The organism is Actinomadura fibrosa, assembly GCF_900659615.1.
GTDB lineage: Bacteria > Actinomycetota > Actinomycetes > Streptosporangiales > Streptosporangiaceae > Spirillospora > Spirillospora fibrosa.
Genome location: NZ_CAACUY010000121.1, coordinates 1 through 20499 on the forward strand (window position 1 = coordinate 1; position 20499 = coordinate 20499).

Genomic DNA, 20499 nt, shown 5'->3' on the forward strand with positions numbered 1-20499 from the left:
GGGGCGGCCGCCGCGGCCGCGGCCGGGACGGCCAGCGCGGCGGTGACGGCCAGGGCCGCCGAGGCGGAGCAGTGGCGGAAGGCGCGCGAGGACCACGTGCTACGGGACACCGAACCTCCTGAGGGACGCGGCGCCCCTACCGTTTCATCGATCTCCGCCGCGCGCCACCGTCCGCACCGGCCGACCCCGGACGGCCGTCCCGCCCGGGGGAAAAGGAATTGATCAAGAAGGCCCGCTCCGGCGCGGCGGACGGCGGTGGTAAACGGCCGGACCGTTCCAGCCGAAACCGAATCACCCATCGCCGACCGTGAGCGCTCCGCTCCAGGTCGGCACCGAGAACCGCCTTTCCGGGGCCGGGACGCCCCGGCCCGGCATCAATCCACCGGAAAACGTTGCCAATACGCTCATACCTGGTGAATTCTTAGGGACTTCGACCAGCCGTCTCTCGCGAACAGCGGCGCGGGTGCAGGGCCTGGGGGAAACGAAACTCACGACCTGGGACATCCGCATGCGCAACAACATGTTCCGGCGACTGCCCGTGGAGCAGGCCACCGGCCGGCTCTACGGCGGCCGGCACCGGCTCCGCGTCGTCTACCGGACCCGCGACCTGATCGTGCTCGGCCTCGGCGTCATGATCGGCTCCGGCATCTTCAAGATCTCCGGACAGCAGGCCGCCACCACCGCCGGCCCGGCGGTGATCATCTCGTTCCTCATCGCCGGCGCCGTCTGCCTGCTCGCCGCGCTCTCCTACGCCGAGCTGTCCTCGATCGTCCCCGTGGCGGGCAGCGCCTACTCCTTCAGCTACGTCGCGTTCGGCGAGGTGTGGGCCTGGGTCGTCGGCTGGGCGCTCATCCTCGAACTGCTGCTCGCCGCGTCGGTCGTCGCGCGCGCCTGGTCGCTGTACGCGACGCAGGCGCTGGCCGACTTCGGCGTCCCGATCCCGTCCTGGCTCGGCGGGATCATCGGGCAGGAGAAGGGCTTCGACCTGTTCGCCCTGGGCATCCTGCTCCTGCTGATCGCGATGCTCGCGACCGGCGGCCAGATGAGCCTGCGCAGCCTGTGGTACATGGTCATGGCCAAGCTGATCGTCATCGCGCTGGTCATCGCCACCGGGCTCAAGTTCTTCCACCCCGGCAACCTCACCCCGTTCGTCCCCCCGGCGCGGCCCGCCCCCGACGGCGAGCAGACCGTCCTCAACGCGATGCTCGGCGCGATCGGCGGCGGCACGCCCGAGGTCTTCGGCATCTGGGGGATCTTCGCCGCGGCGCCCGCGATCGCGTTCGCCTACATCGGCTTCGACCTGATCGCCACCGCCGCGGAGGAGACCGACGACGCCCCCCGCAAGGTGCCCCGCGGCATGCTGACCAGCCTCGTCGTCGCCGTCGTGCTGTACGTCGGCGTCGCCGTCGCCATGGTCGGCATGGTCTCGTTCAAGGACGTCGACACGAGCAAGCCCGTCCTCGCCGCCGCGTTCGACACCGTCGGCGCGGCCTCGATGGGCAAGTTCATCGACATCGGCGCCGTGATCGCGCTCACCACCGTCATCCTCGTGGTGCTGATCAGCCTCACCCGCGTGGTCTTCTCCATGTCCCGGGACGGGCTCCTGCCGCGCCCCGTCGCGCACATGAGCCGCTACAAGGTCCCCTCCCGCGCCACCCTCGTCGCCGGCGGCGCCGCGGTCGTCATGTCGCAGACCATCGACGTGCTGACCCTGGAGCAGATGGTCGTCATCGGAACGCTGTTCGCGTTCCTGTTCGTCGCCGCCGCCGTGCTCGCCCTGCGCCGCGACCGGCCCGACCTGCACCGCCCCTTCCGCGTCCCCGCCGCCCCGCTCACCGCCGTCGCGACGATCATCGCGACCGGCTGGCTCATGCTGAACCTCAAGGTCCAGACCTGGGGCTACTTCACGATCTGGATGGCCGCCGGCATCCTGCTGTACCTCGCCTACGGCCGCCGCAAGAGCCAGATGAAACTGCTGCTGGAAGCCCCACCCGAACGCCCGGTCGCCGCCCCCATGGCCCCCGCGCCGCCACCGCGAGGCGTCCCCTACCCCGCCCCGCCGCCGCCCGGCGCCGTCCCGTACACCCCCGTCCCCTACCAGAGCGGCGCGCAGCCCACCGGATACCTCGGCCTCGGCCAGCAGTACCCGACCGACGTGCCCCCAGGCGCCCCGAGCCCTGCCCCTCCCCCGCCGCCGCCGGGAGCCCCGTACCCGCCCGGCCGCTACTCCACCACCGGCCAGTACGGCAGCCCGCACCCCGACCGGAACCCCAGCGGCCAGTTCTCCTCCCAGCAACACAACCCCGAACACCCTGAGCCCCCAGAAGCCAGACGAGACACACGCGCCACAGGCCCAAATCCGGTCTAACTGCAACGCCCTCGGCGTCGGGCCTTGGCGGCCCTCCTTCAACGGGCATTGCGGCGATCGCTGCATCGCTCCGGCTCGCCTGGCGGCTCACTGCGCGATCAGTGCCTCGCAGGCTCGGCACTGGCTTCGCACGCGATCGCAGCGCTGGGTCGCTGCGTTGCTTGAAATCTCTGGACATCGGTCTTCTTGTCGGTTACGTTCTTCTCAGGTTGAGTTCTACTCATGCTGAGACTTACTCAGACTGAGGTCATGTTGGGAGGGTTGGGGTGGGGGCGGTTCCGGAGCGGGATGAGAGCGAGTTCCTGGCGAACTACGATCCGCGCGCTTACGACCCGGTCGCCGTCACGGTGGACGTGGTGGCGTTGACGATCCGTGACGGGGCGCTGCATGTGCTGCTGGTGCGGCGCGGTAACGCGCCGTTCGCGGGGATGTGGGCGCTGCCCGGCGGGTTCGTGCACGCGGGCGGGCCGGTGCGGGGCGATGACGCCGAGGATCTGCCGGAGGCCGCGGTCCGGGAGCTGGCGGAGGAGACGGGGCTCAGCGCCAAGGGCGGTGCGCTCGGACGCGTCCATCTGGAGCAGCTCGGTACGTATGGGGCGCCGGGGCGCGATCCGCGGATGCGGGTCATCTCCGTCGCCTACCTCGCGTTCGCGCCGGAGCTTCCCGATCCGGAGGCGGGCGGGGATGCCGCCGACGCGACGTGGACGGCGGTGGACGCGCTCGGCCTGTCCGAGAGCGGGGAGCAGCGTCCCGGTACCACGCGGCGGCTGGCGTTCGACCACGCGCGGATCCTCGCGGACGGGCTGGAGCGCGCCCGCGCCAAGCTGGAGTACACGCCGCTCGCCACGGCCTTCTGCGGCGGCGAGTTCACGATCCCGGAGCTGCGCGCCGTCTACGAGGCGGTGTGGGGCGAGGAGCTGCACGCCGGCAACTTCCACCGGAAGGTCCTGTCGGTGCCGGGGTTCGTGGAGAGCACGGGCGCGACGTCCGACCGGGGCGGGCGGCGCGGCGGTCCCCGGCCCCGGCTCTATCGGGCGGGGGACGCCCGGCTGCTGCATCCCGCGCTGCTCCGCCCGAGCCGTGAGGAGGAGATCCGGTGAGGCCCGACGACGTGGACATCCGCGAACTCGACGATGCTCTCGCGCGGCTGGCCGGGGCGCGGGTTCCGGCCGACCTGTTCGGCGACGACGCCGACGAGGCCGCGCGGCGCTACCGGAGGCTGGCGCGGCTCGTCCATCCCGACGCGACGGACGGGTATACGCGCGATGCGTTCATCAGGCTGAACGCGCTCTGGCGGGCGTACAAAGGCGACTCGTCGGTCATCGCCACCCGTCGCCGTACCTACCGGCTCGTTCCGGGAGCGGAGGTCGACGGTGATCTCGCCCGGCTCTACGCCGCCGACGGCGGGGCGTCCGTGCTGCTCAAGATGCCGCGCGATCCGCGGGACAGCGACCTGCTCGAACGCGAGGCGGTGGCGCTGCGGCAGCTTCCGAAGGACGGCGACGGGCGGTTCCTGCCGTACGTGCCGAGGCTCGTCGAGTCGTTCAAGCACCGGGACGAGGTGACCGGCGCCCGGCGGCACGTCAACGCCGTCGCCCGGTTGGACGGGTTCCACACGCTCGCGGAGGTCGCCGAGGCGTACCCGGACGGCGTCGATCCGCGCGACGCCGCCTGGATGTGGCGGCGGCTGCTGGTCGGGCTGGGGTTCGCGCACCGCGCGGGGGTGCTGCACGGCGCCGTCCTGCCCGAGCACGTCATGATCCATCCGGGCGAGCACGGGCTGGTGCTCGTCGACTGGTGCTACTCGGTGCCCGGCTGCTACGCCCACGTGGACGGGTCGGGCCGCGTCCCGGCGATGGTCGCGCGGCACGCCGGCCGGTATCCGCCCGAGGTCCTGGCGCGGCGGCCCGCGAGCCCGGCGACCGACATCTACATGGCCACCCTGTGCATGACCGGCCTGATGGGCGACCGGGCGCCGAGGGCGATGCGCGCCTTCGCCCGCGGCTGCCTGCTGCCCGCGCAGAACCGCCGCCCGTCCGACGCCTGGCGGCTGCTGGGCGAGTTCGACGAGCTGCTGGAGCGCCTGTACGGCCCCCGGCGGTTCCGCCCCTTCCACCTGCCCGCCCACGTCTGAAGGAGACGATCATGGGAAGCGGACACTGGTCCACCGACGTGTACTCGGCGCGCGCGAGCTACCGCGCGGCCACCGGCGCGAGCGCCTTCGCCTACAGCGACGGCGGCGCGACCGCCGTCCACCCCGACCTCGACCCGAAGGGCGTCGCCGTCCGGGAGAGCCGGGACTCCGACGACCACCCCGAGTCGCTCGCGATCGGCGTGCTGTTCGACGTGACGGGGTCGATGGGGACCGTGCCGCGCACGCTCCAGACGAAGCTCCCGGACCTGCTCGGGCTGCTGCTGCGCAAGGGCTACGTCGCGGACCCGCACATCCTGTTCGGCGCGGTCGGCGACGCGACCTGCGACCGGGCGCCGCTCCAGGTCGGCCAGTTCGAGGCCGACAACCGGATGGACGACGACCTCGGCAAGATCCTGCTGGAGGGCGGGGGCGGCGGCCAGATGACCGAGTCGTACGAGCTGGCCATGTACTTCATGGCCCGGCACACCGCCATCGACTGCTTCGAGAAGCGCGGCAGGCGCGGTTACCTGTTCCTCATCGGCGACGAGCTGGCCTACCCGCAGGTCAAGCGGCGCGAGGTCGCGAACGTGCTCGGGGAGGAGATCCCCGAGGACATCCCGGTCGCCGACATCGTGCGCGAGCTCCAGCGGATGTACGAGGTGTACTTCATCATCCCGGAGGGCGCCTGCCACTCGGGGAGCCGCAAGCTGAAGGACTTCTGGCAGGGGCTGCTCGGCCAGCACGTCCTGTACCTGGACGACCTGGACGCGGTGTGCGAGACGATCGCGCTGACCGTCGGGCTGTCCGAGGAGGCCATCGACCTCGACGAGGGGCTGGAGCACCTGCGGGAGGCGGGCTCGGCGGCGGGCGCGTCGGTGTCGCGGGCGCTGGCCCGGCTGGAGACGTCCCGCGCGCCGGCCGCCGTGTCGACGGCGCCGCCCGGGCTGGACGCCGCCGGCCCGTCCGCGACGACGCGGCTCTGAGGGGGCACCGCGATGGGGCACGTGATCGTGGTGGACCTCGGCTTCGGGGACGCCGGCAAGGGCACGGTCGTGGACCGGCTCTGCGAGGCGGCCGGGGTCGCCGCGGTCGTCCGGTTCAACGGGGGCGCGCAGGCGGCGCACAACGTCGTGGCGCGGGACGGCCGGGCCCACACGTTCGCGCAGTTCGGCTCCGGGACGTTCACGCCCGGCGTCCGGACGCACCTGTCGCGGTTCATGCTCGTCGACCCGCTCGCCCTCGCCGCCGAGGCGGGGCATCTGCGGGCCCTCGGCGTCCCGGACGCGCTGGACCGGCTGACCGTCGACCGGGACGCGCTGCTGACGACGCCCTACCACCGGGCCGCGAACCGCGCGCGGGAGGCCGCGCGCGGTGCGGCCCGGCACGGGTCGTGCGGCATGGGGATCGGCGAGACGGCGTCGTACGCCCTCGCGCACGATGACGCGCCCCGCGCGGGCGACTGCCTGTCGCCCGCGCGGTTGCGCCGCCGGCTCGCCGCGCTGCGCGACTGGTACCTTGCGGCCTTCCCGTCAGGCGGCGACGTGCCGGATGTGGACGCGTGCGCCGACGCCTTCCTCGCGTTCGCCGAACGGGTGCGGATCGTCGGTGGCGGGCACCTCCACCGCCTCCTCCGGGAGGGGGACGTGGTCTTCGAGGGCGCGCAGGGCGTGCTGCTGGACGAGTGGCATGGCTTCCACCCGTACACGACCTGGTCGACGACCACGTTCGCCAACGCGGAGACCCTTCTGGCGGAGGCGGGCGAGACGGCGACCCGGCTCGGGGTCCTGCGCACGTACGCGACGCGTCACGGTCCGGGGCCGTTCGTCACGGAGGACGCGCGGCTGACCGCCACCCTGCCCGAGGCCCACAACGGGACGGGCCCCTGGCAGGGCGCGTTCCGTGTCGGGCACCTCGACGCCGTCGCGCTCCGCTACGCGCTGGAGTTGACCGGTGGCGTGGACGGTCTGGCGGTCACGCATCTGGACGTCGCGGGGGCGCGTCCGGATCTGCGCGTCTGCCGCGCCTACGCCATCGGCGAGCGGCGGGTCGAGCGCCTGGAGCCGGGGCCGCCCGGCGACCTCGACCGCCAGGCGGCCCTGACCGGGCGGCTCTTCGACGCCCGTCCCGTGTACGCGCCGCTCGGCCGGGCGGAGGAGACGATCGCGGACGTGCTGGACGTCCCGATCGTCCTCCGCTCGTACGGCCCGACGGCCGCGGACAAAGCCGTGTCCGGTCAGCCGTTGGGACGGAACCCGGGCGCCCTGCGCAGCGCCGTGTAGGCCGCGGCGGCGATCACGAAGCCGACCGCGAACGTGATGTCGCCGAACGACGGCCAGCGGTCCGGCACCACGCCCACGTACTTCTCCTGGTTGGAGAACAGCCACACGGACAGGACCACGCCGAGCGCCATCGCCGCGGGCCCCGCCCAGCTCCGGTGCCCGGTGTCGAAGGTCATCGCCTCCATCCGCTCGTCCGGGACGGGGGTGCGGCGGCGCAACGCCATGTCGGTGAGGACGACGCCCAGCCACGGCCCGATCCAGTACGCGATGACCAGCAGGAACGCCTCGTAGTCGTGGCCCGCGTCGTCCAGCCCGAAGTAGGCGACGACCAGGCCGACCGCGCCGAACGCGACCGCGACGAGCGCGCGTTGCAGGCCGACGGGCAGCGGCAGCCTGATGCCGGTCGCGACGAACGACATCGAGCCGGAGTAGATGTTGATGGCGTTCGCGCCGACCGCGCCGATCGCGATGACCAGCAGCGTCAGGTTCGCGACGACGGACGGGAGGTGCCCGGTGAAGGCGCCCGTCGGGTCCGCGAGGGCCTTGCCGCCGAGCGTCGCGGACGCGGCGCCCACGACCTCAAGGACGACGCAGCCGGTGAAGACGCCGAGCGCCGCCGACAGGCCCGTCGCCTTCCGATCCGTGTCGGGCGGCAGGTAGCGGGTGTAGTCGGCGGCGTAGGGGTTCCAGCCCGCCGCGTACCCGAACGTCGCGCCGACCACGACGAGGAACCCGCCGATCCCGCCGGGACCGGCCCCCGCCGGCGCCGGGGCGCCGAAGTCGGCCTTGGCGAGGATGATGGCGGACGCGACGGCGAACACCACCGCGAGCACGGGGAACGCGTACCGCTCGTACGCGTGGACGAGGTTGTGGCCGAAGAACGCGACGCCCGCCTGGAGCGCGACGACGATCGCGAGGCACAGCGGCTTCGGCAGGCCCGTCAGCGTGTTCAGCGCGAGCGACCCGCTGACGCTGTTCACCGCGAACCAGCCGACGCCGCCCGCGACGGAGTTCAGCGTGGACGGCAGCAGGTTGCCGCGGTAGCCGAACGGCACCCGGCCGAGCACCATCTCCGGCACCCCGTACCGCGGGCCGCGCGCCGACAGCACGCCGTGCGTCACCGACCCGAGCGCCGTCCCGACGACGATCGCGGCGGCGGCCTGCCAGAACGTCAGCCCGAACGCGGCGACGGCGAGGACGCCGAGGAAGACGGTCGCGAACTCCAGGTTGGGCGAGGTCCACGTCCAGAACAGCGCGCGCGGCCGCCCGTGCCGCTGGTCGAGCGGGATGAACCCGGCGCCGCCCGGTTCGACGGCGGCGATCCGGTCGCCGTAGTCGCCCTCGCGGACGACGATCCCGGCCGCGGGATCCTTGGTCTCGGTCATGCCGGCCTTTCACATGCGGGGGGAACTGCGAGGTCAGGCGATGGTGATGGCGTCGAGGCGTTCCATGATGAAGTCGTGCGCGCGGACGGTCTCGCCGGCGGCGCGCCCGACGGGCGGGCCCAGCGGCTCGATGCGGGCGCCGGGGTCGCACTCGTAGAAGAAGACGAGCGACATCAGCTCCTCGTCGGGCGCGCTCGCGTCGGGCGGCAGGACCCGGTGCCGGTTCGACTTCCAGCGGCCGCCCGTCCAGTGGGCGAGCAGGTCGCCGACGTTGATGGTGAACGAGTCCTCGACCCAGGGGGCGTCGACCCAGCCGGCCTCGTCCGAGTACACCTGGAGCCCGCCCACGCCGTCCTGCCGGTCGAGGACCGTGACGGTGCCGAAGTCGGTGTGGGGGCCGATGCGGAACTGCCCCGGCTCGGGCTGGCCGAGCTGCGACATCGGCGGGTACCGGTTGATGTTGAACGTGAACGACGGGTGCGCCGCCCGCGCCGTGAAGAAGTCCTCCGGCAGGCCGAGGGCGGTGGCGCACAGGACGAGCAGCTCGTCCGACAGCGCTTTCATCCGCGCGAGGTAGGCGGTGACCAGCGGCTCCAGCTCGGGGACCTCGGCGGGCCACACGTTCGGCAGGAACCACTCGGCGTCGAACAGCGGGTCGCCGACGGGGCGGTCCGCGCCGGTCGCGAACGTCTCCTTGAGGTCGGGAGGCGTCTCGGTGCCCTCGGCGTACCCGTTGGCCTCGACGCCGGGCGGCAGCCAGCCGCGCTCGCCGACCGTCGCCGCGTACCGCCGCTTGGCGTCCTCGGGCAGCGCGAAGAACCGCGCGGCGGCGGCCCGGATCGCGTCCCGGTCCGCTCGCGGCACCCCGTGCCCGGTGACCACCAGGAAGCCGATCTCGCCGAGCGCGGCGTCCACGCTCTCCGCCACGGCGGCGCGGTCGCGCTCATCACCGGAGAACCAGGGGGCGAGGTCGACGATGGGGACGGCCTTCATGGAACGTTCCTTCCCATGCGCGGCAGGTGACGCGCCTACTATCGCGCCCGCCCGCCTCCGAAACATCCCCCGAAACAGAGATGAAACGGTCACGTCGCATGAATTAACACCCCTGGCATGTGGCGACGTCACCGTGACCGACGGCAGGGGCTCCGCACGTCCAGGGCTTCGACCAGACCGCGGGCAAGGCGGAGGCCGGGCGTGAACGGCGACGGCCGGAGCATGCCAACTGCACGATCGTTCGTGCAAAGTCAACACGGTGATCCGCTTGACAGGAGGCTCCCCGGACAGAAATTGTACGATCGTTCGTTCTTTAGGAGTGCCTCATGACCGCCGAGCCCAGCGCGGCGCCGCCCGTCCAGGCCGGCGCGCGGCGCGACGTGCCCTGGCTCGCCGCCGGCGCGATGTCCCTGGCCGTGCTCGACGCCACCGTCGCCGACCTCGCCGTCCCCGACCCGCACGCCGACTTCGCCGATGCCTCGCTGTCCGGGCTGACGTGGGTCGTCACCCTGCACTCGGTGCTGTTCGCGGCGCTCCTCGCGCCCGCCGGGCGCCTGGCCGACCTGGCCGGGCGCCGCGTCGTCAACGCCGCCCTGGCCGGTGTGTTCCTGACCACTCGTCCGACCCCGTCCCGATAGGAGAGGCATGACCGAGACGACACCGACCCAGACGACACTGACCGAGCAGACCGACCCGGCGGTGCTGCCCGCCGACCGGGCCGCCGCGCTTCTCGCGGGCGCCCCCTGGAAGAGGATGGTGACGATCGGCGACAGCATCGCCGAGGGCGTCCGCGAGCCCGTCCCCGGGTACCGCGACCTGTCGTGGATCGACCGCGTCGAGGAGGCCCTGGGGGCGGTGACCGGCGGGTTCACCGCGCTCAACCTCGGCCGCCGCGACCTCGTCGCCGCGCAGATCGCCGCCGAGCAGTTGCGGCCCGCGCTGAACTACGGGCCCGATCTGGCGTTCGTGGTGGCCGGCGGCAACGACATGCTGCGCCCGGACTTCGACGAGGACGAGGTGCGCCGCGAGCTGAGCGCGATGATCTCGGCGTTCCGCGCCGCCGGCGCCGACGTCGTCACGACCGGGCTGCTGGACCTCACGGTGGCCGGGCTCGGACCGTCCCGCTACCGCGACGTCATCTCGTCCCGGACGCGGCGCCTGAACGCCCTCACCGCCGAGGTGTCCGCCCAGCACGGCGGCTGCCACGTCGAGAACCCGCCGGACCACCCGGTCGCGGCCGACCCCGGCATCTACAGCGGCGACCAGCTGCACCTCAACGCCCGGGGCCACGCGTTCGTCGCCGCGAACACCGTCCGGGCGCTCGCCGCCCACCTGGCGTCGGCGTAGCGGCCGACGGCGACGACCTCCACCGGAGGGGCGCAGGTCATCGCCGGACAGCGGTCAGGCGCGGCCGCATGCCCGGCGGTGACCGGCCTCCAGAACACCATGAAAAGGGGCCCATGCGGCACTTCGACCATCTCGCCGGCGCGGATCGCCGGCGCCTCTTCCACCGGGCACCCGAGCCCTTCGACCGCGACGACCCCCTCGACGTCCTCGCCGCGGCGCTGGGCGCCACCCTGTACTGCCCGGCGACACGGCCGCGGCTGGCCGGCGACGTCGCCGCGGGCGCCCGCGGCGGGGTGGCGAGCATGGTGATCTGCCTTGAGGACGCGATAGCCGACACCGAGGTGACAGCCGCCGAACAGAACCTGGTCGCGCAGCTGCGCGAGCTGCACACCACCGGCGCCGAGGGCGCGCCGCTGCTGTTCGTCAGGGTGCGGGCCCCCGGGCAGATCAGCGACCTGGCGGATCGGCTCGGCCCGGCCCTCGGCATGCTCACCGGCTTCGTCCTGCCCAAGTTCGCCGCCGACCATGGTGGAACGTTCCTGGACGCGGTCGCGCGGGCCGAGGAGCGGACCGGCCGCCGGCTGGCGGTGATGCCGGTCATCGAGAGCCGCGACGCCGCGCACCGCGAGACCCGCCTCGGCACGCTGCTCGATACCGGGCGCCTGCTCGCCAAGCACCGGGAACGCGTGCTCGCGGTGCGGCTGGGCGGCACCGACCTGTGCGCGGCCTTCGGGCTGCGCCGCCCACCGGACCTCACGGTCTACGACCTCCACCCGGTCGCGGCCGCGATCGCCGACATCATCGACGTCCTCGGCAGCGCGGACGGGACCGGATTCGCGGTGACCGGACCGGTCTGGGAGTACTTCTCGTCCGAGACACGGGCGTTCAAGCCGCACGCGCGCCGGCCGCACGCGGCCCCCGCCTCGCCGCTGCAAGGCGTCGTCGGCGCCGAGCTCGACGGCCTCATCCGCGAGGCCTACCTCGACAAGGCCAACGGGCTGGTGGGCAAAACGGTCATCCACCCGAGCCACGTAGCACCGGTGCACGCGCTGCAAGTGGTGACCCACGAGGAGTACAGCGACGCCGCCGACGTGCTGGGTGCGCCCGGCGGCGGCGCGATGGCCAGCGGCTACGCCAACAAGATGAACGAGGTGGGACCGCACCGGGCGTGGGCCGAGCGGTTGATGTCGCGGGCGCGGCTCTTCGGGGTCGCCGCCCCGGACGTGAGCTTCGCCGACCTGCTGAAGGCGGCGCAGCAGGCCGCCGCGCCCACGGATTAGACGATCCGGCTCGCTGACCGCGCCCTCAACGGGGGTGGGGTCGTCATCGCCGTGTCGACGGCGCCCGCGGCGCTGGCCTCACCGGCGCCATCCCCGGGGCCGCCGTCAAAGGGACCGGTATAGGGCAGACGGGATCACCCCTCTACAAAAGCGGCGGCCTAGGAGAGGTGCCTGACATCGAATGGCCGCCGGCAGGTGCCGTCCCGCCGCACTATTCGCCGGCCAGACTGCGGCAGCGCGGCGCCGGGTACTGATGCAATCCCATGTGAGTTCGGAATCGATATGACGGACGCCGGTCACCTTACTGATGCATCGTCACACTGATCCGTGCCATCTTCGAGCAATGGCCGCCGTACCCGACGGGCGCGGTTCGTCCGAACGACTTGACTTCGACGGCTTCGCAAACGGCCAATGAAACGTGCGGCGACGCCCGTATCCACTCCCCCGCCAAAAGGATGTACATGACTCGACACAGGCGACGGTTCCGTATCAGCGTGCTGGCCACCGTGACGGCCATCGGCGCAAGCGCGACAGGGCTCGCGGCGGTGCCGGCGCAGGCCGCGCCCCGCGTGCCCGCGTCTCCGGGCGACTTCAACGGCGACGGCAAGCGCGACCTGGTGGCCGGCAGCCCGTTCGGCACCGCGAACGGCATGGACGCCGCCGGGTTCGTCACCGTGGTCTACGGCGGCGCGTCCGGTCCGGACGCCGCCGAGCGACAGGTGATCACGCAGGAGAGCGCCGGGGTGCCGGGCTCCTCGGAGCGGTACGACGACTTCGGCGCCTCGCTCGCCTCGGCCGACTTCGACCTCGACGGATACGCCGACCTGGCCGTCGTCGCGAGCGGCGAGGACGCGCAGGGCCCGCTCGACGGCGGCCGGATCACGCTGATCTACGGCAGTGCGAGCGGCCTGTCGTCCCGTGCCGTGGTCTTCGGCGAGAACGCGCAGACCGTCAGCGCGGGCGACTTCGACCGCGACGGCAAGCCGGACCTGGCCGCCGGGCTGCCCGGGTCGTTCGCCGTCTACCGTGGCCTGGCCTCGGGCAGCACGTCCGGGACGGTCACGCGGATCGGCAGTGGCCAGGGCGAGTCGTTCCGCGTCGCCACCACCGCGGCGGACTTCACCGGTGACGGGTACGCCGACCTCGCCTACGCGGTCTCGTGGGCGCCCATCGACGGCGACGACTACTGGATCCGCTTCAACGTCCACCCGGGATCGGCGAACGGTGTGTCCGCGACCCCGGCGTACACCTCGTCCGAGGCGGCCCCCCAGTCCCTCGCCTCGGGCGATGTGAACGGCGACGGCAAGGCCGACCTCGTCGCGGGCTTCCCGGACGACGGGAAGGGCGGGCAGGTGCGGGTCTACTCCGGCACCGCGTCCGGCCTGGGCTCCGCCACCGTCATCGACCAGGACAGCGAGGGCGTGCCCGGCACCGAGGAGCCCGACGACCTGTTCGGCGCCGCCGTCGCGGCCGGGGACGTCAACGGCGACGGCAAGGCCGACGTCGCGGTCGGCGCACCGGAGGAGGCGATCGGCACCACGGCGAAGGCCGGCGCGGTGACCGTCCTGTACGGCGGGTCCGGCGGGCTCACCGGGACGGGCGCGCAGCAGTTCGGCGAGGGCACCGCGGGCGTCCCCGGCTCGGTGGAGACGAACGACCGCTTCGGTTCGCAGGTCTCGCTCGCCGACCTCGGCGGCGACGGCAAGGCCGACCTGACCGTCGGATCGTCCGGCGAGAACGGCACCGAGGGCGCGCTGTACGTGCTGAACGGCACCGCCTCCGGCGTGACGACGACCGGGATCAAGGCGTTCAGCAGCGCCAACCTCGGCGTCCAGGGCCGGAAAGCCTCCCTCGGTCAAGTCCTGCTTCCCTGAACCGGGCAGTGCCGATCTGAGCGGGACTTCTACTGACTTCCCCGTCGGCGTTCCACGTCCCACCGGCTGCTGATTGAACGCAGCCAGGCCACCCCGGCCCGGATGACTCATTCCCCCTTCATCGGGCCGGGGTGACCTCGGTGGGCCGCTCATTCAGCGCCTCGCCGCAGGCGTGAACATCAGCCGCTGAATCTGTAACCCCTCTGGGCAAGTTCTGACGCGACGCTGGCGAGCTTTCGGAGAACGCCGCACGGCCCGGTCGGCGGGAACGAGCTTCTCGGCACCACCTACGGTGTGATGTCCGATGAGAGCGCGTGGAGCCCCCTCGCACAAGCATTGAGCGACTGTCTGAGCCCAATCAGGCAGCGCAGCCGACTGAATCCACGCCGCACAACGCCGCTCAGGGACGGGATCGGATGCGGGCGTCGTAGCCCTTTCTCGCCTCCGGGTCGTAGTCCAGGAAGAGGGTGTCGAGCCCGTAGCGGCGGGCGACGGCCCGCTTGAGCGCGTCGGGGAACAGCGCGCCCAGCCGGATCTGCGCGCCGAGCCGCTTGGGCACCACGACCTGCGGGCGCGGGCGGGCGATCAGGTCGACGATCGCCGCGGCGATCTCCTCGGGCTCGCAGTTGCGCTGGCCCTTGGGGCTGCGCGTCCCGGCGACCAGGTCGGTGTTGGTGAAGGTCGGCAGGACGGCGCTGACGTGCACGCCGCGGTCGCGGACCTCCAGCCGCGTCGCCTCGGTGAACGCCACCACGGCGGCCTTGCTGGCGTTGTAGAGGGCCAGGCCCGGCGTCGGCATCACCCCGGCCACCGACGCCACATTGATCACGTGGCCCCGGCCGCGCGGCAGCATCCGGTCCAGGGCGAGCTTGGTGCCCAGCATCACCCCGTGCACGTTGATGTCCAGGCAGCGGCGCGCGTCGGCGTCGCTCTCCCCCGTCACCGGCCCGATCGGCATGATCCCGGCGTTGTTGATCAGGACGTCCAGCCGACCCGCCGACTCCTCGACCTTGGCCAGGAACGCCGCGAACGACTCGCGCGAGGTCACGTCCACCGCGAACGAGGCCACGCCCAGCACGTCCGCCGCGTCCTTGGCCGCGCCCTCGTCGATGTCACCGATCACCACGGTCGCGCCGCGCGCCTTCAGCGCGCCGGCGGTGGCCAGGCCGATGCCGCGCGCGGCACCGGTGATCGCGACGACCTTGCTCATCTGCTTCCCTCCAAGCTGTCGAGCCGGACGGGCGACCCGTCCTGAACACATGCACGTGTGCGCGCCGCCGAATGACGAGCCGTCGCACGACGATCGGCGCGGTCGCTGACTCGGCGGCTCGTATGCGCCGCAGTCACTGCCGGCCCGGCCGAGGGGGTCACGGCTCGGCCGGCTTCATGCGTCCTCCCCAGCCCTCATGTTGTATGCCGCCGGCCCGGTCCCACCACCAATGGGTGACCGAACCGTCGGCACCGGCGCCGAAGACGTGCTGCACGTCACCGGCCAGGAGCGTCACCGGGTCCGAACGCAGTGCTCCGGCCCACACCGCGTAGCGTGGCGCCGTGTAGGCCGGGTCCCACCACCAGTGGGCGAGCGTGCCGTCCGTGGTGCGCGCGAAGACGTGCTGCTGGGCGCCGTGGACGAACGAGGCGGGCCGTCCGGCCAGCGGAACCGGTGTGGCCCACGCCTGCTGCTCGACCACCTGCGTGTCCGGGCTCCACCACCAGTGCGCCAGCCGGCCGCCCGAGTCGGCGGCGAACACGTGCAGCTCGCCGCGGTACACCAACGCCGTCGGGGTACCGCGCACCGAACCGCCCCAGGTTTCGTGTCGCACACCCGGACCCTTCGTCCACCACCAGTGGTGCAACTGCCCGTCGGTGCCGGCGGCCCAGACGTGCTGCTGGTCGCCGAAGGGCACGCTCACCGGATCGCCCGCCACGGTGCCCGCCGCGGCCCACGTCTGCGTGCGCTGCGCCGCGCTGCCGGGGTCCCACCAGGTGTGCAGCAGCCGTCCGTCGGCGGTCCGGACGAAGGCGTGCTGCTGGCCGGACGCGAGGAAGCCCGTGGGCGCTCCGGCCACGGTGCCGGGCTCGCACCATGTCTCCTTGACGAGCCCTCCCCGTCCCGCATCCCAGAACCGGTGCTGGAGGCTCCCGTCCGTCCCGCGCGCGAGGACGTGCTGCTGCCGCCCGGACAGGAACGACACCGCCTCGCCCGCGATCCCCGAGCCCCATGCCCCCGTTTTGACGGTGCCGTCGGCCTCCTCGAACCAGTGGCCGAGGTCACCGCCCGGCGTGGGAGCGAACAGGTGGACCTGGTCGGGATCCGCCGTGGCCAGCCCACCAGACCTCTGGGAGGCGGAAAGGCTCGTGGGGTCGTCCGGCATGTCCAGGTCCGCCTCGGTGAACGCGGCGAAGCGGATGAACTCGTGCTGGCCCTGGTCACCGCCCTCGTACAGGATGCCGTAGCGGCCGTCGCCCAGGTCCACCATGTCGGAGTAGGCGGCGTAGCCCTTCCGTACCAGCGCCCCGTCCGCCGGAGACTGCCAGGTCATACCGCCGTCGAAGGACGAGCGGATCGTCAGGTCCGCGCGCGTGGGGCCGGCCGGTGCGGCCAGCAGCGCGCGGTCGTAGCCGTCGCGGCCCTTGGCCCGCATGGCGAGGACGGACGCCTGCACTCCCGAGTCGGGCAGGTCCAGCGGGGGCAGCAGCCGGAAATCGGCGTCGAAGGTGTCGCCCTGGTCGTCGGAGACCGCGTAGGCGGCCCGGTCGACGGTCGACGGATCCCCTTCCTCGTTGCGGGCCACCGCGACCACGGCGCCGTCACCGCGCTGGAACAGGTTCAGCTCCTGGACGCCGATGGCGGGTTCGGCGCCGTGCGAGGACGCCCCGACCCTCCAGGTACGCCCCCCGTCGTCGCTGTGGACGATCGCGCCGCCCTTCGGGTCGACCTTGGGACGGCCCGGGGCGACGCGGTAGCCCATGCCGATCACGAGCCGACCCGGATGCTCGCCGCCGGACAGCTGGACACCGTGCGCGGGCCCGGTGCCGAGCTGCCCCGAGTACAGCGGTCCCCAGGCGGGCTTCCACACGTCGGACGTTATCTCGCGGCGGTCTTTCCAGGTGGCGCCATCGTCCTCGCTGTTCAGGGCGTAGACGCGCTTGTAGTTCTCGGTGAACAGCAGCGTGACCAGGCCCGATCCGGCGTCCACGACAGGCACCGGGTTGTGCGCGAACGCTTCGGGCCCGCCTGCGGCGTCCAGCCGGTGCCTGGCCAGCACCCGCAGGCCGCCCCATCCGGTCGCGCCCTCGCCGCGGCGCTTCACCACGATGTCGATACGGCCGCTGTCCGCGCAGGAGCCCAGGCGCGCTTCGGCGAAGGCCAGCAGGTCGCCGTTCCGGGCCCGCAGCACCGCGGGGGCACGGAAGCACGCGTACGCCTCCGCCGCGCCGCTCTCCCGCTCCCCCGCCGCGAAGACCTGCTGGTGCGCGCCCGGAAGCACGGCCGCGCCGACGCCGCGCGGTAGCGGGACGAGCATCGCCAGCGCCACCCAGACCGCCGCGAGCAGGACGAGTGCGCTCATCGCGCGCGCTTTCCCGCCGCGCATCGGACGGCCTCGCTCTCCTGCCGCGTCGATCATCGCTGGTACTCCGTTTCAAGGACGGCATGGCGGACATCGCGGTCACGGTTCACCCGAGCGGGACGCGGAAGGGTGGCGCCGGTTCAGCCCAGTGACGTGTAACCGGCGAACGCGGCGGAGGCGGTCCGGGCCGCCGTGTAGGAGTTGGTGGTCCTGTCGAAGTCCGCGAAGATCCGCAGGTTGCCCGAGCCGGGGACGGTGGCCCACAGGTCGAACTTGCCGTTGTTGTTCGCGTCGGGTGCCGCGGTGAGGAGCGGCACCGCGTCGGTGCCCCAGTTCCGGCCGACGCCACTCCGGTGGGCGGGCCCGACCTGGCCGGCGCCGGCGGGTCCGTCGGGATTGACGGCGTCGTAGACGTACAGCCCGCCCGCGGCGTCGAAGCGGGCGAGCAGGTCCACCTGCCCGTCGCCGCTGTAGTCGCCCGGCGCCGCGAGAGTGATCTTGTCGAGGGAGTTGCCGCCGTCGCTCATGCTGTCGCCGGCGGCGAGCAGCACCGGGTCACGTGTGGAGTCGAGATGGTTGTCGGGCGATCCGTAGTACAGCCAGAGGGCGGTGCCGGTGTTCACCAGCAGATCGGGGAAACCGGGAACATCGACGGTTCCGTCGCCGTCCACGTCGAGGGGCCCGTCCACGTCGCCGATGGCCAGGATCTGCTTCGCCCCGTCCTTCCAGTGGTCATTGGCGGGCTCATAGACGCCGAGTTCCTGTTTCCGCGCGCCCCCAGGGCACGCGGTGCAGGCGTAGCCGGTCCCGTCGTTGGGGTGGATCCACAGCCGGTCGGTGTTGAGGGCGGTGTCATGGCGCAGGGCGATGAGGTCCTCCTCGCCGTCTCCGGTCCAGTCGCCCCGGTGGGTGATCCTGGTGCCGGTCCAGTCGTCGGCGCCGGCGGTCCCGGACGCCTCGGTGACGGTGCCGTCGCCGGTGCCGAAGAAGCGGTGCAGCCTGCCCGCGGCGTCCACGCCCCAGATGTCCGCGTTCCCGTCGCCGTTGAGGTCGCCGGGTCTGCCAGGCGTGCGGCGGCCGTTGACGTAGAAGAGGTAGCTGGTGATGTCGGACGAGTTGCCCGCCTTGTCGCGGCTCCTGACGTAGAGCTGGCTGGCGCCTGCGCTGGGCGGGGTGAGCTTGAGGTCCACCGAGCCTCCGGGAGAGGAGGGGGACGCGGTGCGGTGGGTGGGGTCCCAGCTCGTCCAGTACTCGTACTCGGTGACATCGGTGACGCCGCCATTGGAGACCGTGAACGTGCCCTCGGTGTGCACCGTGCCGGTGTTCGCGGGCCAGCCGCCCGAGCCGTTGGGGAACTCCTGGGAGGTCACGCCGGGCGGGCTGCTGGGACGCGCGGGGTCGAAGGCGAAGCGGCAGCTGCCCGACCCGGTGGTCGGTGCCCAGGCCGAGGTCAGGGCCCCGTCACCGGTCTGGACCGTCCAGGAGAAGTCGCCGTCGGAAACGCCGGCGTTGGACGCGAGCGTGGCCTTGGGCACCTTGAGCATCGCCACCGTCCCCGACGTGACGGAGACGGTCTGGTCGAGGAAGACTCCGGGTCCGTCGTCGTGATGGCCGGTCGCCCACAGGTTGAACCGTGCGCTCACCGTGCCGCCGTCAGGGTCGGCGACCTTGGCGGTGAGGTAGACGTCGGTGTCGCCGATCGAGCCGTAGGGTGCGGTGTCGCCGCACCCTGCCGGGTTCTTCGTGCTGGGGACCGTGTCGAGACTGGCCGGGACGCTCGGAACGGTGTTGTACTCGGTGGACAGCACTGCCGTGGTGGCGTCGAATTTCTTCCACGTGTACTCGTCGTGCGCGTCCTCAAGCGCCTTGGGCGCCCGCATGCCCAGCGTGATGTTGTTCGAGTGATCGGTAGCGGCCTTCCGGGCCGCCGAAGTGACGTCGAAGGCGAGATTCCCGGCCGGGCAGGTGCTGCTCCACCCCTTGGAGTCGTTGACGGTGGCCAGGGCCTTGTCGGACCAGGTCGGCTGCTTGTTCCACGTCGTGGCGGAGCTGATCGCCCCGGTGGACCACACCTCGACGGGCCTGTCGGTGCACGACCACGACCAGGTGTTCTTGATCCTGAAGGTGGAGTTCTTGATGACCTTGTCGGTGTCCCAAAGGTTGTTGGAATCCAGTCGGAAGAAGGTACGGGAAAGCCCGTTGGTCACATTCTCGTAGCCGACTCGGGCTTCCTTCGTGCTCTGTCCGCTCCCGCCCCAGCCCGTACCGTTCCAGAAGGACGAGTCAGGGTACTTCTTGTAGGCGATGGTCCACGCCTCACGCGCACCGGAGACGTAAGGGTCGATGTAAACCGGGAAACGGGTGTCCTTCCCCCTGAGCAGGGCCGAGTCGGGGACGAGGGAGAGCTTGCCGGAACGCGCCCTGATGCCGACGGGATTCCGCCGCGCACCGTAAGGCGCCTCGAACTCGTCGGCGCGCGGCGGCACGGTCTTGCGGCCGTCCGGACCCGCGGGCGCGGAACCGGTCGAACTGTCCCACATCAGAGGTGTCGGAGAACCGAAGACCTGCTGGCCGGCGGGATTGCGGGCCGTCATGTTCCCATGCGCGTCGGTCGCGACCGTGACCCCGTCGGCGCGCAGGCCGAAGCCGACCTCCTTCAGCGCGGGGTCCGCGGCGGCCTCGGCCGTCTTGACGACCAGCAGTTGCCCGAAGCCTCCCGAGTCGGCCTTCAGCTTCAGATCCACGTCCTTCAGGATGTCGCGATAAGTGACGGTGTCACCGTCCACGACGGGGGCGGGCAAGGGTCTCGGCCAGCTCCACGCCATGCTCCGGCCGTCGCGGACGATGGTGACCAGCGGGCCGGTGCCGCCGCCGGAGAACCTCACGCCGACCTCGGCGGCCTTGGGCGACAGGGTGCCGTCCCCGTTCCGGCGCAGGGTCGTGTCGATCCGCACCAGCGTGCCGCCCTGCCGCACCCACTGCGGCAGGGCGTAGGCGTCCCGGGTGAACGTGCCGCCGGGATTGGCGAACACCTGCGAGGTCTCGGTGCGCAGCCCCTTGACCTCGACGCGCCTCCCGGTCCTCGCGGCCTCCGCCAGCGCCGCACCCTCCTGAGCCGCCACCCCCCGCCCCGCCGCCGCTTCGTTGGCCCGCTGTGATTGCGGGGCGGCGAGCGCCATCGATCCCGCCAGGCCGGGGCTCATGGCCACGGTCAGCAGGAGACCCGACGCGGCCAGCAGAGCCGTTCGCCGTCTTCCTCCGGGCCGA

General features: G+C 72.3%; 14 protein-coding genes. 9 read left to right on the top strand and 5 right to left on the bottom strand.

Going from position 1 to position 20499, the window contains the following annotated elements; genetic code table 11:
• Positions 1-508: 508 nt before the first annotated feature.
• From E1300_RS30545 to E1300_RS30565, 5 genes are all read left to right on the top strand, one after another.
• Complete coding sequence (locus E1300_RS30545; RefSeq protein ID WP_131760565.1) at positions 509-2368, top strand: APC family permease; 1860 nt, start codon at positions 509-511, stop codon at positions 2366-2368.
• 266 nt (positions 2369-2634) lie between these two features.
• Positions 2635-3468: an NUDIX hydrolase gene (locus tag E1300_RS30550; RefSeq protein WP_131760566.1), complete on the top strand. Its 834-nt coding sequence runs from the start codon at positions 2635-2637 to the stop codon at positions 3466-3468.
• Positions 3465-4502, top strand: coding sequence for a serine/threonine-protein kinase (locus E1300_RS30555; protein WP_242619483.1), 1038 nt, complete (start codon positions 3465-3467; stop codon positions 4500-4502). The genes E1300_RS30550 and E1300_RS30555 overlap by 4 nt, the downstream gene beginning before the upstream one ends.
• Before the next feature lie 11 nt (positions 4503-4513).
• Complete coding sequence (locus tag E1300_RS30560) at positions 4514-5485, top strand: hypothetical protein (protein ID WP_131760567.1); 972 nt, start codon at positions 4514-4516, stop codon at positions 5483-5485.
• Between the two features lie 12 nt (positions 5486-5497).
• Positions 5498-6781 carry an adenylosuccinate synthetase gene (locus tag E1300_RS30565; RefSeq protein WP_131760568.1) on the top strand — a complete coding sequence of 428 codons (1284 nt, stop codon included), beginning with the start codon at positions 5498-5500 and terminating at the stop codon, positions 6779-6781.
• On the opposite strand, the gene E1300_RS30570 is transcribed toward E1300_RS30565, so the two are convergent.
• Both E1300_RS30570 and E1300_RS30575 read right to left on the bottom strand, forming a co-directional pair.
• Positions 6736-8166, bottom strand: coding sequence for a purine-cytosine permease family protein (locus E1300_RS30570; protein ID WP_131760569.1), 1431 nt, complete (start codon positions 8164-8166; stop codon positions 6736-6738). The two genes, E1300_RS30565 and E1300_RS30570, sit on opposite strands and share 46 nt — an antisense overlap.
• 33 nt (positions 8167-8199) lie before the next feature.
• On the bottom strand, positions 8200-9159 hold the full coding sequence (locus E1300_RS30575) for an isopenicillin N synthase family dioxygenase (protein WP_131760570.1): 960 nt from the start codon (positions 9157-9159) through the stop codon (positions 8200-8202).
• Positions 9160-9485: 326 nt separating this feature from the next.
• On the opposite strand from E1300_RS30575, the gene E1300_RS30580 reads away from it, so the two are divergent.
• The 4 genes from E1300_RS30580 (at position 9486) to E1300_RS30595 (ending at position 13660) form a co-directional block, all read left to right on the top strand.
• Positions 9486-9797, top strand: coding sequence for a hypothetical protein (locus E1300_RS30580; protein WP_131760571.1), 312 nt, complete (start codon positions 9486-9488; stop codon positions 9795-9797).
• Positions 9798-9804: 7 nt separating this feature from the next.
• Positions 9805-10506 carry an SGNH/GDSL hydrolase family protein gene (locus tag E1300_RS30585; protein WP_131760572.1) on the top strand — a complete coding sequence of 234 codons (702 nt, stop codon included), beginning with the start codon at positions 9805-9807 and terminating at the stop codon, positions 10504-10506.
• 113 nt (positions 10507-10619) lie between these two features.
• The gene (locus tag E1300_RS30590) at positions 10620-11786 is read left to right on the top strand and encodes an HpcH/HpaI aldolase/citrate lyase family protein (RefSeq protein ID WP_131760573.1); all 1167 of its coding nucleotides are present in this window, start codon (positions 10620-10622) and stop codon (positions 11784-11786) included.
• A gap of 461 nt (positions 11787-12247) precedes the next feature.
• A complete protein-coding gene (locus E1300_RS30595; RefSeq protein ID WP_165503058.1) occupies positions 12248-13660 on the top strand; it encodes an FG-GAP and VCBS repeat-containing protein in 1413 nt (470 codons plus the stop codon).
• 400 nt (positions 13661-14060) lie between these two features.
• On the opposite strand, the gene E1300_RS30600 is transcribed toward E1300_RS30595, so the two are convergent.
• From E1300_RS30600 to E1300_RS30610, 3 genes are all read right to left on the bottom strand, one after another.
• On the bottom strand, positions 14061-14870 hold the full coding sequence (locus E1300_RS30600; protein WP_131760575.1) for an SDR family oxidoreductase: 810 nt from the start codon (positions 14868-14870) through the stop codon (positions 14061-14063).
• A gap of 157 nt (positions 14871-15027) precedes the next feature.
• Positions 15028-17232, bottom strand: a complete 2205-nt coding sequence (locus E1300_RS30605; protein WP_165503059.1) for an exo-alpha-sialidase — start codon at positions 17230-17232, stop codon at positions 15028-15030.
• 140 nt (positions 17233-17372) lie between these two features.
• The gene (locus tag E1300_RS30610) at positions 17373-20441 is read right to left on the bottom strand and encodes an FG-GAP-like repeat-containing protein (protein WP_131760577.1); all 3069 of its coding nucleotides are present in this window, start codon (positions 20439-20441) and stop codon (positions 17373-17375) included.
• Positions 20442-20499: the final 58 nt, after the last annotated feature.

Excerpts from the sequence above, each read along its gene's own strand:
- E1300_RS30595 (WP_165503058.1), top strand. The coding sequence starts at position 12,248 with ATGACTCGACACAGGCGACGGTTCCGTATCAGCGTGCTGGCCACCGTG.
- E1300_RS30590 (WP_131760573.1), top strand. The coding sequence starts at position 10,620 with ATGCGGCACTTCGACCATCTCGCCGGCGCGGATCGCCGGCGCCTCTTC.
- E1300_RS30575 (WP_131760570.1), bottom strand. The coding sequence starts at position 9,159 with ATGAAGGCCGTCCCCATCGTCGACCTCGCCCCCTGGTTCTCCGGTGAT.
- E1300_RS30600 (WP_131760575.1), bottom strand. The coding sequence starts at position 14,870 with ATGAGCAAGGTCGTCGCGATCACCGGTGCCGCGCGCGGCATCGGCCTG.
- E1300_RS30560 (WP_131760567.1), top strand. The coding sequence starts at position 4,514 with ATGGGAAGCGGACACTGGTCCACCGACGTGTACTCGGCGCGCGCGAGC.
- E1300_RS30580 (WP_131760571.1), top strand. The coding sequence starts at position 9,486 with ATGACCGCCGAGCCCAGCGCGGCGCCGCCCGTCCAGGCCGGCGCGCGG.
- E1300_RS30545 (WP_131760565.1), top strand. The coding sequence starts at position 509 with ATGCGCAACAACATGTTCCGGCGACTGCCCGTGGAGCAGGCCACCGGC.
- E1300_RS30570 (WP_131760569.1), bottom strand. The coding sequence starts at position 8,166 with ATGACCGAGACCAAGGATCCCGCGGCCGGGATCGTCGTCCGCGAGGGC.
- E1300_RS30565 (WP_131760568.1), top strand. The coding sequence starts at position 5,498 with ATGGGGCACGTGATCGTGGTGGACCTCGGCTTCGGGGACGCCGGCAAG.
- E1300_RS30585 (WP_131760572.1), top strand. The coding sequence starts at position 9,805 with ATGACCGAGACGACACCGACCCAGACGACACTGACCGAGCAGACCGAC.
- E1300_RS30605 (WP_165503059.1), bottom strand. The coding sequence starts at position 17,232 with ATGAGCGCACTCGTCCTGCTCGCGGCGGTCTGGGTGGCGCTGGCGATG.